The sequence below is a fragment of the Pseudomonas sp. Pseusp9 genome (genome assembly GCF_059491265.1).
In genome coordinates, this window is record NZ_CP168500.1 from 1756537 (window position 1) to 1771381 (window position 14845).

The 14845-nt window shown below is 61.5% G+C and carries 14 protein-coding genes; 6 read left to right on the forward strand and 8 right to left on the reverse strand.

What is annotated here, in order from left to right:
- Positions 1–9: 9 nt before the first annotated feature.
- Positions 10–969 carry a LysR family transcriptional regulator gene (locus ACEN8E_RS08005; RefSeq protein WP_495592125.1) on the reverse strand — a complete coding sequence of 320 codons (960 nt, stop codon included), beginning with the start codon at positions 967–969 and terminating at the stop codon, positions 10–12.
- Between the two features lie 154 nt (positions 970–1123).
- Between ACEN8E_RS08005 and ACEN8E_RS08010 the strand changes: the two genes are divergently transcribed.
- The 6 genes from ACEN8E_RS08010 (at position 1124) to ACEN8E_RS08035 (ending at position 6715) form a co-directional block, all read left to right on the forward strand.
- Positions 1124–2425 carry an MFS transporter gene (locus ACEN8E_RS08010; RefSeq protein ID WP_495592126.1) on the forward strand — a complete coding sequence of 434 codons (1302 nt, stop codon included), beginning with the start codon at positions 1124–1126 and terminating at the stop codon, positions 2423–2425.
- The gene (locus ACEN8E_RS08015) at positions 2422–3177 is read left to right on the forward strand and encodes a class II aldolase/adducin family protein (RefSeq protein ID WP_495592127.1); all 756 of its coding nucleotides are present in this window, start codon (positions 2422–2424) and stop codon (positions 3175–3177) included. The genes ACEN8E_RS08010 and ACEN8E_RS08015 overlap by 4 nt, the downstream gene beginning before the upstream one ends.
- Complete coding sequence (locus ACEN8E_RS08020; protein ID WP_495592128.1) at positions 3174–4115, forward strand: 2-hydroxyacid dehydrogenase; 942 nt, start codon at positions 3174–3176, stop codon at positions 4113–4115. Before ACEN8E_RS08015 ends, ACEN8E_RS08020 begins: the two co-directional genes overlap by 4 nt.
- A 205-nt stretch (positions 4116–4320) precedes the next feature.
- Positions 4321–5700 (forward strand): MFS transporter, encoded by a 1380-nt coding sequence (locus ACEN8E_RS08025; protein ID WP_495592129.1) that lies wholly within the window; start codon positions 4321–4323, stop codon positions 5698–5700.
- A gap of 18 nt (positions 5701–5718) precedes the next feature.
- A complete protein-coding gene (locus ACEN8E_RS08030) occupies positions 5719–6111 on the forward strand; it encodes a RidA family protein (protein WP_495592130.1) in 393 nt (130 codons plus the stop codon).
- Entirely contained in the window at positions 6104–6715 is a 612-nt protein-coding gene (locus ACEN8E_RS08035; RefSeq protein WP_495592131.1) for an RraA family protein, read from the forward strand. Before ACEN8E_RS08030 ends, ACEN8E_RS08035 begins: the two co-directional genes overlap by 8 nt.
- Here the strand turns inward: ACEN8E_RS08035 and ACEN8E_RS08040 are convergent.
- The 7 genes from ACEN8E_RS08040 to ACEN8E_RS08070 all read right to left on the reverse strand — a co-directional run bounded on the left by ACEN8E_RS08040 (position 6712) and on the right by ACEN8E_RS08070 (position 14843).
- Entirely contained in the window at positions 6712–7629 is a 918-nt protein-coding gene (locus ACEN8E_RS08040) for a LysR family transcriptional regulator (protein WP_057397602.1), read from the reverse strand. The two genes, ACEN8E_RS08035 and ACEN8E_RS08040, sit on opposite strands and share 4 nt — an antisense overlap.
- Before the next feature lie 95 nt (positions 7630–7724).
- Positions 7725–8855: a glycosyltransferase family 4 protein gene (locus tag ACEN8E_RS08045; RefSeq protein WP_495592132.1), complete on the reverse strand. Its 1131-nt coding sequence runs from the start codon at positions 8853–8855 to the stop codon at positions 7725–7727.
- Position 8856: 1 nt separating this feature from the next.
- A complete protein-coding gene (locus ACEN8E_RS08050; RefSeq protein ID WP_495592133.1) occupies positions 8857–9987 on the reverse strand; it encodes a glycosyltransferase family 4 protein in 1131 nt (376 codons plus the stop codon).
- The gene (locus tag ACEN8E_RS08055; protein ID WP_495592134.1) at positions 9971–11347 is read right to left on the reverse strand and encodes a glycosyltransferase family 4 protein; all 1377 of its coding nucleotides are present in this window, start codon (positions 11345–11347) and stop codon (positions 9971–9973) included. The genes ACEN8E_RS08050 and ACEN8E_RS08055 overlap by 17 nt, the downstream gene beginning before the upstream one ends.
- Positions 11344–12603, reverse strand: coding sequence for an ABC transporter ATP-binding protein (locus ACEN8E_RS08060; protein WP_495592135.1), 1260 nt, complete (start codon positions 12601–12603; stop codon positions 11344–11346). Before ACEN8E_RS08060 ends, ACEN8E_RS08055 begins: the two co-directional genes overlap by 4 nt.
- Entirely contained in the window at positions 12603–13400 is a 798-nt protein-coding gene (locus ACEN8E_RS08065) for an ABC transporter permease (RefSeq protein WP_495592136.1), read from the reverse strand. Before ACEN8E_RS08065 ends, ACEN8E_RS08060 begins: the two co-directional genes overlap by 1 nt.
- Positions 13401–14843 (reverse strand): mannose-1-phosphate guanylyltransferase/mannose-6-phosphate isomerase, encoded by a 1443-nt coding sequence (locus ACEN8E_RS08070; protein ID WP_495592137.1) that lies wholly within the window; start codon positions 14841–14843, stop codon positions 13401–13403.
- Positions 14844–14845 lie beyond the last annotated feature (2 nt).

Below are 14845 nucleotides of genomic sequence, written 5' to 3' on the forward strand. Positions count from 1 at the left end.
ATCCTGGCGTCACAGCACAGGCTCACGGATGCTGAGCATGTGCTGGAAACTCTCGAGGAACACCGTTTCGGCCTGGCTCATCTTCTGTTCGCGATTCCACAACAACTGGATATCGAAATCCACCACGCCGTCTTCCGGCGGCAAGCGCCAGAGCAGACCTTGCTCGACATCCCGGCGCACCAGATGCGTGGGCAAGGCGCCGATGCCGTAGCCTGCGCAGATCAGGCGATGAATTTCTTCGAAACTGGTGGATGAGGCGACGATCTTGCCGGTGAAGCCTTGCTGATCGCGGAACAGCGTCAGGGGTGAAAGATTGCCACCCAATTGATCGCTGGTGAAGCTGACGAAATTTTCCGCCGCCAGTTGTTCCAGGGTCAGGTTCTCTTGACCGAACAATCGGTGACGCGGGCCACAAAAGTAAGCGTAGGTCTCGCGAAACAGCACCCGCTGTTCCAGCCGCGGCTGTGGCAAACGGCACAGGCCGACGCCGATGGTCGCGGTCTTCTGCAGCAGCGAACTGATGATGTTCGAACTGCCCATCACCTCGACTTCCAACTCGATTTTCGGGTGAGTTTCATGGAAGTCAGCGAGGAAATCATCGTAATGCCGCGCCTGCACACCGCTGACGGTAAGGATGCGGATCTTGCCCACCACATCGTCGTGACGGCTCTCCACCACGGTTCCCAGGCGTGAAATATCGCCGTAGATATCCGCCGCTATGCGCAGGACTTCTTCCCCGGTTTCCGTCAAGTCAAAGCGCCGTCCGCTGCGGGCAATCAGCACGCATTCCAGTTGTTCCTCCAGCCGTTTCAAGGCCTGGCTGACCGCCGACTGGGTGATGTGCAAGCGCGCGGCAGCGCGGCTCATGCTGCCCTCCTGGCCAATGACCAGATAGGTACGCAGCAGGTTCCAGTCGAGGCGGTCATTGAGAAAGCGTCGGCCGACCCATGGGTTGGTAGTGGAGGGCATAAAACCTCATTCAGTAGCGGTGCTAATAGTAAAGATAAGAATATGAAAATTGACTAATCCTGGCATGGAAGCGATAAAGCCCACAAGCGCCATAGAGCGCAACCGTCACCAGCCTTAACACCTGCCCAAAACTATAAGTACACAGGGTCCTTGCATGCACACTACTCCCCAACCGCGCCGAGCCGCGGCCGCTGCCTTCATTGGCACGACCATCGAGTTCTACGACTTTTACATCTACGCCACTGCGGCGGCGCTGGTCCTCGGGCAGGTGTTCTTCCCCAGCAGCGACCCGGTCATGAGTACCCTCGCGGCATTCGGCAGTTTCGCTGTCGGCTTCATTGCGCGGCCCATGGCCGGGATGGTGTTCGGGCATTTGGGCGATCGTCTCGGGCGCAAGAAAATACTGTTGGTGACCATGGCCTTGATGGGCATCGCCACCGCGGGCATTGGCCTGTTGCCGAGCTATGCCAGTGTCGGCATCTGGGCGCCAATCGGTCTCATCGTCCTGCGTTTGATCCAGGGCATTTCAGTCGGTGGCGAGTGGGGTGGGGCGGTGTTGATGGCAAGCGAACACGCACCGGCCAGGCGCAAGACGTTCTACGCGTCGTTCGCCCAACTCGGCAGCCCGGCTGGCTTGTTGCTGGCACTGATCGCTTTTCGCCTGGTGACGTCCCTTGAGCCGGAGGAGTTCCTCGCCTGGGGTTGGCGCCTGCCATTTCTTGCCAGCGGCGTGTTGATGATGGTCGGCCTGTTGATCCGTTCCGGGGTTCACGAGTCGCCGGAGTTCGCCAAGGTCCAGGACAACAACGAGACCGCCAGATACCCGGTGATGGACGTAATCCGCACCTGCTGGCGGCAGATCCTGTTCGCTGCTGCGGCAGTGACCATCGGCTCGGCCGGGTTCTTCTTCACCAACACCTTCATGATCACCTACGTCACCCAATACCAGGGCATTGCCCGTTCGACGATTCTCGATTGCCTGTTTCTGGTGACCATCATCCAGTTGCTCTCGCAACCGGTCTCGGCGTTGCTGGCCGAACGTATCGGCGAAGGGCGATTTCTCAAATGGGTCGCGCTGCTGTGCATGGTCACGCCGTACCCGATGTTCCTGCTGGTGGGCACGCAGAACATTCTGTTGATGACGCTCGGTATCGCGTTGGCCGTGGTGATTCTTTCGGCGCTGTACGCGGTGATCGCCGGCTACATGACCCAGGCCTTCCCGGTGCACCTGCGCTACTCGGGCATTTCCATCGCCTACCAATTGGCTTGCGCCGTGGCCGGCGGCACCACGCCGCTGATCGGCACCCTGCTGGCCAGCAAGTTTTCCGGACAATGGTTGCCGCTGGCGGTGTTCTTCACCTTGCTCTCGGCCCTGTCCCTGATCGGTGTTTGCGGCCTGGCCCGCCTGCGCGCCAACCCGGTCGTCTCCCACACTGCCAAAGAGGTGTATTCGTGAGTAAACCTGCACACATCGACCCGGTTGAATGGCAAGCCCGTTGCGAACTGGCTGCGCTGTATCGACTGGTCGCGCACTTTCGCATGACCGACCTGATCGACACCCACATCACCCTGCGGATTCCGGGGCCGGAGCACCATTTCCTGATCAACCGCTACGGGGTGATCTTCGACCGCATGCGCGCCTCGGACCTGGTGCGCATCGATCAGGAAGGGCGGGTGGTCGATCCGCAGTACGCAGGCCATCGGGTCAACGCCGCCGGCTTCGTGATTCACTCGGCGATCCACATGGCGCGGCCCGACCTGAACTGTGTGATCCACACCCACACGGCGGCGGGCATGGCCGTCGCGGCACAGAAGCAAGGCTTGCTGCCGATCAGTCAGCACGCGTTGAAGTTCTACGGCAAGCTGGCCTATCACACCTATGAAGGCATCGCGCTGTCGCTGGATGAGCGCGAGCGGTTGATTGCCGACCTCGGCCCGCACCGGGCGATGATTCTGCGCAACCACGGTTTGCTGGTGGGTGGCTCGGGCGTGGCCCAGGCGTTCCAGGAGATCCATTTTCTGGAGCGTGCCTGTCAGGCCCAGGTACAGGCGCTGGCCGGTGGGTCGGCACTGCATTACCCATCGCCGGAAGTCTGCGCGCACACCGCCGAGCAGTTTGACCGTGATGAGCAGGACAACATCATCGACCTGGCCTGGGAGGCCGCCCTGACCCTGATCGAATCCCAGCGCGAGTCCTATTTGTCATGAACGCTGACATCAACACCGTGGTTCTGCTGTCCCGCGACACCTTGCTGCTCAAGCAATTGCAGGCGGCGTTTGCCCGCAGTGCGCCGCAGCTTACCGCCGTGCTGGCCGATGATTCGCGGGCAGCCAATGCACAGATGGCGGCGTGCTGGTTTCCCTTGCCGGGCAGTCTTGGCGCCTTGCCGAACCTGCAGGTGATTCATTCGGTGGCCGCCGGTATCGATCACCTCGATCACGATCCGTCATGCCCGGATCTGCCGATCTGCCGCGTGGTCGACCCGGGTCACCGCCAGGGCATGACCGAGTACGTGCGCTGGGCGGTGATCCACTATCACCGCGGTTTCGATCAGGTGTTGTCGCAACAACGGGAGCAACGCTGGGAACGGCCGCTGCAACGGGCAGCAGGACAGTTCAAGGTCGGTGTGATGGGGCTCGGCTCGCTGGGCAGCGCGATTGCTCTGGATCTGGCCGCCGCAGGTTATGACGTGCGCGGCTGGGCGCGGCGCAGCAAGGACTTGCCGGGTGTGCGCACATTCGCCGGAGCCGATGCGTTGACCTCGTTTCTCGATGGCGTCGAATTGCTGATCAACCTGTTGCCACTCACCAGCGAAACCCGCGGGATTCTCGGACGAGCCACTTTCGAGCGTCTCGCCAGCGGCGCGGCACTGGTCAACTGTGGCCGGGGCGGTCATTTGAACATCGACGACCTCGAACAGGCCTTGGCGAAAGGGCGCTTGCGCGGTGCCTTGCTGGATGTCTTCGAACAGGAACCGCTGCCGGTCGATCACCGGCTCTGGGCCATGCCCGGTGTCACCATCACCCCGCACATGGCCTCGGCGGCTTCCCATGACTGCATCGCCGAACAGGTCGCGGAAAACCTCCGTCGCCTGAATGCTGGCGAGCCGTTACTCAACTGTGCCGACCGAGTATTGGGATATTGAACTGACACACCTCCTGCAGGAGCGAGCCCGCTCGCGATGGTCGTTAACGATTTCGCGTGTTTGCCGGTTAAACGCGGTGTTCTTGAGTTCATCGCGAGCAGGCTCGCTCCTACAGGAACCCGCTTCCCGTAAGCCATAACAACAACCTTCGCCTCAACCGTTTTACTGCCAGTCAAAACAATTAAATAAATTCCTGGAGTCAGTGATGAGCGATCTATCGTCCGCAGAAAAATCCGGCGCACCACCGGAAGTTGCAATCAGCATGAAAAAAGTCGCAGTGGCCAGTGTGATTGGCACCACCGTGGAATGGTACGACTTGTTCGTGTTTGCCACCGCCTCGGCGCTGGTGTTCAACAAAGTGTTCTTTCCGGATTTCGTGCCGCTGATCGGAACGCTGCTGGCTTTCGGCACGTTCGCTTCGGCATATCTGGCGCGGATTGTCGGCGCGGCATTGTTCGGGCACTTCGGTGATCGCCTGGGGCGCAAGTCGATGCTGTTGATTTCGCTGTTGACCATGGGCGCGGCGACCTTCGCCATCGGCCTGTTGCCTGACTTTGCAACCATCGGTATCTGGGCGCCGATCCTGTTGTTGCTGCTCAGGGTCGTGCAAGGCCTGGCCTTGGGTGGTGAATGGGGCGGGGCGGTGTTGATGGCGGTGGAGCATGCACCGGCCAACAAGCGTGGCTTGTACGGTTCCTGGGTGCAGATCGGCGTGCCGGCCGGGACCATGATTGCCAACCTGGCATTCCTGTTGATCGCGGCGTGGCTGTCCCCTGAGGACCTGTTGGCCTGGGGCTGGCGAATTCCGTTCCTGGCCAGCGTATTGCTGATCGCCGTCGGCTTGTACATCCGTCTGAACATCTCGGAAACCCCGGCCTTCAACAAGGTCAAGGAGGCCGAGGTGCAAGTGAAGATGCCGCTGGCGGAGGTGTTCCGCAAGTACTGGAAGCAAGTGGTGCTGGGTGGCATTGCCACCATGTCCACGGGCGCTTCGTTCAACATTATCGTGGCGTTCGGTTTGACCTACGGCACACAGAATCTCGGTTTCAGCCGCAGCGTGATGCTCGGTGTGGTGCTGCTGTCCTGCGCCTGGTGCATCGTCATGCTGCCGGTATTCGGTGCGCTCTCGGACCGTGTCGGACGCAAGCCGATCATTGTCGGCGGCATCATTGCCGAAGCGCTGGTGGCGTTCCCGATGTTCTGGCTGATGGACACCAAAGAGCTGTCGATGGTGGTCTTCGGTTATCTGTTGCTGATGACGGCGTTCGCCGCCAACTACGGGCCGATTGCGACCTTCCTCGCCGAACTGTTCGGCACCCGGGTGCGTTATTCCGGGTTGTCCATCAGCTACATGTTGTCCGGCCTGCTCGGTAGCGCGGCAACACCGATTGTCACCACGGCCTTGCTGGCCGCGACGGGCAAAGGCTCTTCGGTGGCCTGGTACATGATCGGCGCAGCGTTGATTTCGCTGGTGGCGCTGTTGCTCCTGACCGAGACCTTCAAGAAAGACATCAGCGAAATCCCGCACCTGGTCCCGACAGACGGCCCGGTCCCAGACAAACCTTTCAAATCGGCTACGGCCTGAATCCTGGAGTTCAACCCCATGCGCAGAATTCAATCGGCCCCGGGCTACATCGGCCCGGTCGGCCCTTACTCCCAGGCCGTGGTCAGCGGCCACCTGGTGTTTACCGCCGGGCAGATTCCGGCCCGCAACAGCCTCGACGAACAGCCCGCTGATTTCCCGGAGCAGGTGCGGCAAACCTTGCGCAACCTGGAAGCGATCCTGATTGCAGCCGGGTCCGGTTTCAGCCACGTGATCAAGGTCAATGCCTACCTGACCGATCCCGCACAGCTGGAGCCGTTCAATGCCGTGTACCGCGAGTTCCTCGGCCATGCGCCACCGGCGCGCACCACGGTGTGCGTGACGCTGTGGGGTGTGTCGCTGGAAATCGACTGTGTCGCCGAACTGATTGCCGGAGAGCCGCAACATGGATGAGTCGCTACTGATCGAACAGCTCAAGGCCGTGAGCTTTCCGACCCTTGGGCATTTTCTCGAAGAGGGTTTTGCCGACCCGCAACTGCGGGCCATGGTGCCCAATGTGAAAGTCGTTGGCCGTGCGCTGACCCTGAAACTGGTGGGCGCCGATGCCATTGCCGTCAACCGGGCCCTGGCGCAAATCAGACCGGGTGACGTGCTGGTGATCGATACCGGTGGCGACCATCGGCACGCTCCGGTCGGTGCGGTGACCAGTTGCGCGGCACGCTGTGCCGGGGCCGTGGGTATTGTGGTGGACGGTGCAGTGACCGATCTGCTGGAGTTGCGCGAAGCCGGCTTGCCGGTGTTCGCCCGCGGCACCAGCCTGTTGACCACCAAGTTGCACGGTCGCGGCGACAGCGCCATCAACCAGCCCATCCACTGCGCCGGCGTGTTGGTGCAACCGGGGGATTGGGTACTGGCGGACGACAACGGCGTGTTGTTTCTCGACACGGAAACTGTGGCGGCCGTGATTGAACAGGCGCTGGCCTCGGATCGTGCCGAACCGCGCTTGCTCGAACGCTTGCGCGCTGGTGAGCCGGTGGCGCAAGTCCTGCGCGTTTAGTCCGTCAGCCGTTGCTGCAGGCTTTCGAGAAAGATCGTCTCGGCCCGGCTCATGCGCTGTTCGCGGTTCCACAGCAAATGAATGTCCACATCGGCAATTCCCTCGTGGGGCGGCAGGCGCCAGAGCAATCCGGCGTCGACGTCGGCCGCCACCACATGTTCGGGCAAACAGCCGATACCGAAGCCGGCGATCACCAGTCGCCGCACTTCTTCCAGGCTTGGTGAGGACGCAACGATGCGGCCGCTGAAACCCTGCTGGTCGCGAAAAATCGTCAGTGGCGAGAGCATGCCGCCGATCTGGTCACTGGTGAAACTGACGAAATTCTCCCGCTGCAAATCCCCTTCGGCGACGTCCTGTTGGCCGAACATGGCGTGATGCTTGCCGCAGAAAAACGCATAGCGCTGACGCAGGAACAGGCGCTGCTCCAGGCGTGGCTGCGGGCGCCGATTGAGGCTCAGGCCCAGGGTCGCGGTTTTTTCCTGGAGTGCGCTGACGATGTCGGAACTGCGCATCACATCGACTTCCAGATCCACACGCGGGTATTGGCGATGGAAGTCGGCGAGGAAGTCATCAAAGCGCTCGGAGAAGATCCGGCTGATGATCAGCAACCGCACTTTGCCGATCACTTCGTCGGCCGGTTGTTCCAGCACGCTGCTGACCTGGGACATTTGCCCGTAGATTTCCCCGGCCAGGGCGAAGATCTGCTCGCCGACTTCGGTCAGGGCAAAGCGTGGCCCGCGACGGGCAATCAGTTGGCGGCCCAGTTGTTCTTCCAGGCGCTTGAGGGCCTGGCTCACTGCCGGTTGTGTCAGGTGCAGGCGGGCGGCCGCGCGGCTGATGCTCAGCTCCTGGCCAATCACCCGAAAGGTGCGCAGCAGGTTCCAGTCCAGGCGGTCATTGAGCAGGCGTTGCATAGGCGTTCAACAGTCAGGAAAAGGTTGATAGAGAAAGTCGACGGCCTGCACACGTCGTGTGCAGGCCATGGAAATTCTACATCGCGGGATCGGCGTCATGCGTAGGCGAGGGATTTTTCTTCCAGCAGTTCCTCATACAAGGCCGCCCATTTGCGACCCATTTCGTCCGCCGTGAACAGGTTTTGATAACGGGCCTGCGCCTTCTCGCCCATTTGTGCGGCCAGCAGCGGGTTTTCCCACAGCGTACGCATCGCCTCACGAAACGCCAATGGATTGTTCGGTGGCACTACCAACCCGGTTTCGTTATGGATGTTGATGTAACTGGTGCCCGTGCCGATTTCACTGGAGATCATCGGTTTGCCAAACATCGCGCCTTCCAGCAGCGAAATGCCAAAGGCTTCGGAGCGCAGGTGCGACGGGAACACCACCGCATAACTTAACTCGAGCAAGGCGACCTTGTCCTCATCGTCGAGGAAGCCGAGGAAGTACAGGTTCTGCAGGCCCAGCGCCCTGGCCTGGGCATGCAGTTCCGCTTCCAGCGGGCCGGCGCCGACGATCACCACGGGATAGTTCAGCCCCTGCATCGCTTCAAGCAGGATGTGCAGCCCTTTGTAGTAGCGCATCACACCGACGAACAGGAAGAACTTGTCCCCCAGCTTCTGGCGCCAGCGCTCGGTGCGGGCCGCGTCGTGCTTCGGATAACCCGACTTGTCCAGGCCATAGGTGATGACCCGGGTCTTGTCCCGGTAGTCCTTGAGCACATCGCTGGTGTGAAAGTAGTTGGGGGACGCCACGGTGATTCGATCGGCGCTGTCCAGGAACCGGCGCATCAGCGGACGGTACAGCTTGAGCAGAAGACGCTGGCGGATGATGTCGGAGTGATAACTGACCACGCTGGGCTTTTTGGTGGAGCTTGCAAAATGCACCAGGTCCATGAAGGGCCAGGGGAAGTGGTAGTTGACCACGTCGGCCTCAGCCGCGAGCTCACGAAATTGCTTGAACACGCTGTAGGAAAAACCGGTGGAGGCGAGTTGAAAATCCATCCTGGCCTGATGCACCTGGTGCTCGCGGATCTGCAATGCGCCCGGCGCCGGGTTATTGCTCAGGGTCAGTACCGTGCTGTCGACACCATGGCGCACGCCAATTTCGCTCATCTGGAAAATGACTTGCGCGACGCCACCCATGGAGTCGGGCAAGTAGGTTTTGTAAAAGTGCAGAACGCGCATATCAGTACTCCATAGCCTGGCGGTAGGCGCGGGCGGTCACCGTCGCACAACGCTCCCAGGAAAAAAGCTTCGCCCGCTGCAAACCAGCTTCGCGACAGGCCTGCCAGTGCACCGGGTCGTCGATCAACCGCTGCATGGCATCGCGCAAGGTGCCTGGGTCGTGCCCCTCGATGTAGTTGCCGGCATCGCCAGCCACCTCCGGCATCGCCGATATACCCGTCAGAATCACCGGGGTGCCACTGGCCATGGCTTCCAGCACCGGCAGACCGAAGCCCTCGTACAACGAAGGGAAGACCAGCGCCCGGGCACCGGCCAGCAACTGCGCCAGATCCTCATCGGGCAGGTACCCCAGCAGGCACACATGACCTGAGGCGAGGGCCGAACCCAATTCGTCGTTGAACTGCTGGCGCTGCCAGCCGGCCATGCCGGCGATCAGCAAGGGGAAACGCTGGCGCACGGTTTCCGGCAGTAGCGCATGGGCGCGCAGGGCTTGGGTCAGGTTCTTGCGCGGCTCCAGGGTGCCGACGCAGAGAAAATACTCCCGCGCCTCGACGCCATGGGCCTTGAGGACCCGGTCGATGGCCTCGGGTTCACGCGGGTGGAACCGTGCGGCCACACCCAGCGGTGCCACCACGAAGCGTTCGGCCGGCAGAGCGAACCAGGCCTGCGCTTCATCGGCGATGTGCTGCGAGTCGGTCAAAATCAGCCGCGCCCGTTGTACGCCGTCGGCCAGGCGCCGCTCGATTTCGCGCAGGCGTGCCGGTGGTTGGGTTTCGGGATAGTGCAGGTGCGTAAGGTCATGCAGCGTGATGATGGTCGGGCCATTGAACGACAGAGGCCACAGACTCGGCTCGTGATACAGATCGATGGCCTGGGAGGGGCGCTGGTCGAAACGCTTCTGCTCCAGCCAGCGCCGCGCCTGATAGGCCCCCGGGATCTGTCGCAGCAACGGCGTCAGACGCGAGTAACCGGGCATTGCCGCCTCAGGCAGGGTCGAACTCCAGCCCCAGCCATGGAACAACGACAACTCGACGTCCGGTTCCCGGGCCAGGGCCGTCGCCAGTTCGGCGACGTAGTGGCCGATGCCTGTGCGCGGGGCCTGGAGGATGCGGGCGTTAAGGGCAATTCGCATGCTGACTCTCAGGCACCTGCGCATCGCTGTGCAGGTTGTGCTGGATGCGTTCGACCAGTTGCGCGCTAGCCTCGCGCCAGTTCAGCCAACGCCAGTTATCCAGGTCGAGGGGCGCGGGAAATGCGCCGCCACGCTCCATGTCGATGACCATGTCGGCGAGGTTCTGCGGGTCGCCGAGGTCGAAATACGCCATGTACTCGCCACCGATTTCGCGGAACACCGGGATATCGCTGGCCATCGCCGGCAGGCCTCGCTGCATGGCTTCCACCAGCGGCAAACCGAAGCCTTCGACGTAGGACGGGAACACCAGCGAGGTCGCGTGGGTATAGGCGTGCTCCAGGCTCTTGTCCGAGAGCGTGTTGAACATGAACAGGCGCTGGTTCAACTGCGGATGTTGGCGGATACGCTCGATCAGCGCCTCGCACTTCCAGCCAATCTTGCCGACGATGCACAACCGGGCCTTGGACCCGGCGGCCCAGGCGCGCTCGAATGCGTCCAGCAGATACGCATGGTTCTTGCGCGGTTCGATGGTGCTGACCATCAGGAATACCGGGTCTTTTGACTTGAACATCTGCAGCAGCCCCGGGTCGACGGCTGAACGGGCATCGCTCAGGTCGAGTTCGGAGCCGAGGTGAAAGTAGTCGAACCAGCGCCGCTGAACCTGCGCGGCACCGATCCTGCGGGTCATCTCCTGGCGAACCTGGTCACGGATGGTGGTCGAGATCGCCACGTAGCCATCGGCGGTGCGGGCGATCCAGTCGAACCATTCGTTGAACACCTTCACCAGTCCGGCATCGCAGAACTGCGGATGGGTCAGGGGAATCAGGTCGTAGATCACCGAAATGATGCCGACCCCGTCACGCTTGAGTTGCTCGGCCAGGGGGAAGAAGTTGGCGTGCCAGGACGAATCCAGCAGCACCAGTTGATCGCCGGCGCGATGCTGCAACGGCACGCAGCGCTGGGGCACCGGTTTACCCTTGAGCGCCCGGTCGAGCAGGCGTATCGGCAGGCTCAGGCAGGCGAACGCGGTCAGACGGCAACCGACGTAAAGCACCAGGCGGGCGAACTTCGATGTACTGAACGGGCGGCGTCGTTCCAGCGTGCGGTGGCGCAGCCAGAACTGATTGGCGAACTGTTCGAGCTTCACCCGCAGGCTCTTCAGGTCCACTTTGACGGTGGGCAGGGGCGCCAGGCTTTTAACCTCGAACAACGCGCCATTGAGCATCACCACCGGTATGCATTCACGCTGGGTGTCTGCGGCCGGCAGTTGCTGAATTACATTGCGAACGACCCGTTGAATGCCCGAGTTGGCATCCGGGTGTTCGAAGACATAGGTACATTCCACCAACAGTCTGGTCATCGTGTTTCCCCAATGGATTGCACCCGACTCTCACTGGAACGGGTCACGCTGGTCTGCGCTTCGAGCCAGGAGCATCCTACGAAGTCCTCCTGGCGATTGTTGATCACGTGGAAGACCAGCCCGTAGTCACGCCATTCGAAATTGCGATCCAGGTGCGAATCCAGCCGCGACAGGCTCAGGGCCACCGAATAATTGCCTTTGCCCAGGCGCATGTCGAAGGCAAAACGGTAGGTGACGCGTTCGCCGGCACTCAGGTCGGTGAGGGCTTTGTCGACCCGGTGGGTATTGATGCCGTACATGGGCTGGCCGAGGCGATCCTTGATCATGAAACCGAGAATCAGCCGCTCGATGTCCTGGCGCACCTCGACCTGCACTTCCAGGACCATTGCCTGACCGACTTCCGCTACTTCCACCGAGCGGCCCTTCGGGTCAAGCAGGCGAACGCTGAGAATGCCCGCTTCGCCTGTTCCGGAGATGGTTTGTACCTGCCCGTTGGCGAGCATTTCCTGGCGCACCGTCTGGCCCTCGCGTTGGGCGAGCATGGCGTTGTAGTAGTCCATCACTTCTTCGGGCTTGCCGCGCATGGCCATGCGCCCGTTTTCCAGGAGGATCGCGGTGTCGCAGATCGACTGGATCGCCGAGCGGTCGTGGGACACGATCAGCAACGTGGTGCCGGCCTTGCGGAAGTTGCGGATGCGATCAAAGCTTTTGTGCTGGAAGTAGGCATCACCCACGGACAGCGCTTCATCGACGATCAGGATGTCCGGGCGCCGCGCAGTGGCCACGCTGAACGCCAGGCGCATCTGCATGCCACTGGAATAGGTACGAACCGGATGGTCAATGGCCTCGCCGATTTCGGCGAAGCTCTCGATTTCCGGCATAAGCGCTTCGATTTCTTCGACCTGCATGCCGAGCAACTGGCCCGCCATGAAGGTGTTCTGCCGACCGGTGAAGTCCGGATGGAAACCCATGCCCAGCTCCAGCAGCGCCGCCACGCGACCTTGCAAGTGGATGTCGCCGCAGGTGGGCTGGGTGGTGCCGGTGATCATCTTCAACAGCGTGCTTTTGCCCGCACCGTTGACCCCGACGATGCCCACGGCTTCGCCCGGCTGAATCTCGAAATCGACCCCTTGCAGGACCCAGTGCAGTTGATGCCGGGTGCGGGAAAACGGCACCAGCCATTCGAACAGCCGGCTCCAGCGATTCGGGTACTGCTTGTAGGCCTTGCCCAGGCCATTGACACGTATATGTCCCATCAGAGCTCGTCCACCATTTCACCGACACGCTGGCGGAACAGCCGCAGCGCCATCCCACAGAACAAAAGGCCGATCACCAGCAACGGGACCAGCGAGCTCCAGTCTGGCCATTGGTTGTAGAGAAACAGGTTCTGGTAGCTGTTCATCAGCGCCGTCATCGGGTTCAGCCCGATAAAGCGCTGGATGCCCGGCGGCAGGATCGACAGCGGATAAACGATGGGCGTCAGCCAGAACCAGAATTGCAGGCAGATGCCGAAAAACTGCCCGACGTCGCGAAAGAACACGTTGAGCACGCCCAGAATCATCCCCAGCCCTGCGGCGAAGATCACTTGCAGGGCCAGCAACGGCAACAGCGCCAGCAACGCCATGCCGGGCAGTCGCCCGCTGATCAGCAGGAAACCGAGGAACAACCCCAGGATGATCGCGAAATTGATCCCGGCATTGAGCAGCACGATGACCGGCAGGCAGATGCGCGGGAAGCTGATTTTCTTCAGCAGGTTGGCGTTTTCCAGGAACATGCTCTGGCTGCGCGTCGTGATCTCGGCGAACAGTCCCCAGGTCAGCAGGCCGGCGCACAGGTAGACGCTATAGGCCAACCCGTCGTCCACGCCCGGCAAGCGGGCGCGCATGATAGTGGAGAAGATCACCGTGTAGACCAGGATCATCGACAGCGGATTGAGCACGGTCCACAAGGCACCGAACAGCGAGTTGCGATAACGCGCCTGAAACTCCCGTTTGACACTGCCGAGGATGAAGCCCCGGTAACTCCACAGCGATTGGTAAAGATTACGCAGCATTCAAACCGTCCTGCCGTATTGATCTTCGAAGCGGACGATGTCGTCCTCTCCCAGGTATTCGCCACTTTGCACTTCGATGATCACCAGGTCGATCACGCCGGGATTCTCCAGGCGATGCTTGTGACCGGCGGCAATGAAGGTCGATTCGTTCTTGGCCACCAGGTGCGTGCCGGTGCCATTGTTGGTGACCTTGGCCATGCCTTCGACCACCACCCAGTGTTCATTGCGATGGTGGTGCATCTGCAGCGACAACTTGGCACCGGGCTTGACCACGATGCGCTTGATCTTGAAGCGTGGACCTTCCTCAAGCACGGTATAGGTGCCCCATGGCCGGCTGACCGTGCGGTGCAGGCGATAGGCTTCGTGCTCTTTGTCCTTGAGCTGCCTGGCCACCCGGCGCACATCCTGGGCGCGGTCGGCGTGGGCCACCAGCACCGCGTCGGCGGTGTCGACGATGATCAGGTTATCCACACCCACGGTCGCGACCAGGCGGTTATCGCTCTGGACGAAATTGTTGTGGCTGTCGATGAAAACCGACTCGCCGACGGCGCGATTGTTCTGTGCATCCGCCGGCACCAGCGCGGCCACCGCACCCCAGGAGCCGATGTCGCTCCAGTCGAAACGCGCGGGCACGACCACCACCTTGTCGGAGCGCTCCATCAACGCGTAGTCGATGGAAATGTCCATGATTTCGCCAAACAGGACCGGTGACAGTTCCTGTTGCACGCTCCCGGCGTTCTCCACGGGGGTGCTGGCGGCCATGCAGGTTTGCGTCTGCTCCAGCAAAGCGGGCGCATGGATTTGCAGTTCGGCCAGCAGGGTGGCGACCGAGAAGCAGAACATCCCGGAGTTCCACAGGAAGTTGCCGCTTTCCACATAATGAGTCGCGGTTTGCAGGTCGGGTTTTTCGACGAAACGCCGCACGCTGGCAGCGCCCTTGTCGTCCAGTGGTATGCCGGCTTCAATGTAGCCAAACCCGGTTTGCGGAGCGGTCGGCACCACACCGAAGGTCACCAGGTGACCGCGCCTGGCCAATGTCACGGCATGCTCGACCGCGTCTTTCAGTGCGTCGACATTGACGATCAGATGGTCGGCAGGCATGACCAGCATGATCGCATCGTCGCCATGCAGGGCCTGGAGCGAGAGGGCGGCGGCGGCAATGGCCGGCGCCGTATTGCGCCCCGTCGGCTCCAGCAGGAAGTGCCCGCGATGGCGGCCAAGGTGCGCGTCCCGAAAGTGATCCTTGCTCTGGAAGTAGTACTCGCGGTTGGTCACCGTGACGATATCGCCCCAGCCGTCGAGCAGGTCCGCGGCGCGCCGATAGGTCTTGCCCAGCAGCGACTGGCCGTCAGGCAATGCCATGAACGGTTTGGGATGGCCTTCACGCGACACCGGCCACAACCTTGTCCCGGCACCGCCGGAGAGAATCACGGGAATCAGCATGG

Excerpts from the sequence above, each read along its gene's own strand:
- ACEN8E_RS08005 (WP_495592125.1), bottom strand. The coding sequence starts at position 969 with ATGCCCTCCACTACCAACCCATGGGTCGGCCGACGCTTTCTCAATGAC.
- ACEN8E_RS08010 (WP_495592126.1), top strand. The coding sequence starts at position 1,124 with ATGCACACTACTCCCCAACCGCGCCGAGCCGCGGCCGCTGCCTTCATT.
- ACEN8E_RS08020 (WP_495592128.1), top strand. The coding sequence starts at position 3,174 with ATGAACGCTGACATCAACACCGTGGTTCTGCTGTCCCGCGACACCTTG.
- ACEN8E_RS08025 (WP_495592129.1), top strand. The coding sequence starts at position 4,321 with ATGAGCGATCTATCGTCCGCAGAAAAATCCGGCGCACCACCGGAAGTT.
- ACEN8E_RS08030 (WP_495592130.1), top strand. The coding sequence starts at position 5,719 with ATGCGCAGAATTCAATCGGCCCCGGGCTACATCGGCCCGGTCGGCCCT.
- ACEN8E_RS08035 (WP_495592131.1), top strand. The coding sequence starts at position 6,104 with ATGGATGAGTCGCTACTGATCGAACAGCTCAAGGCCGTGAGCTTTCCG.
- ACEN8E_RS08040 (WP_057397602.1), bottom strand. The coding sequence starts at position 7,629 with ATGCAACGCCTGCTCAATGACCGCCTGGACTGGAACCTGCTGCGCACC.
- ACEN8E_RS08045 (WP_495592132.1), bottom strand. The coding sequence starts at position 8,855 with ATGCGCGTTCTGCACTTTTACAAAACCTACTTGCCCGACTCCATGGGT.
- ACEN8E_RS08050 (WP_495592133.1), bottom strand. The coding sequence starts at position 9,987 with ATGCGAATTGCCCTTAACGCCCGCATCCTCCAGGCCCCGCGCACAGGC.
- ACEN8E_RS08055 (WP_495592134.1), bottom strand. The coding sequence starts at position 11,347 with ATGACCAGACTGTTGGTGGAATGTACCTATGTCTTCGAACACCCGGAT.
- ACEN8E_RS08060 (WP_495592135.1), bottom strand. The coding sequence starts at position 12,603 with ATGGGACATATACGTGTCAATGGCCTGGGCAAGGCCTACAAGCAGTAC.
- ACEN8E_RS08065 (WP_495592136.1), bottom strand. The coding sequence starts at position 13,400 with ATGCTGCGTAATCTTTACCAATCGCTGTGGAGTTACCGGGGCTTCATC.
- ACEN8E_RS08070 (WP_495592137.1), bottom strand. The coding sequence starts at position 14,843 with ATGCTGATTCCCGTGATTCTCTCCGGCGGTGCCGGGACAAGGTTGTGG.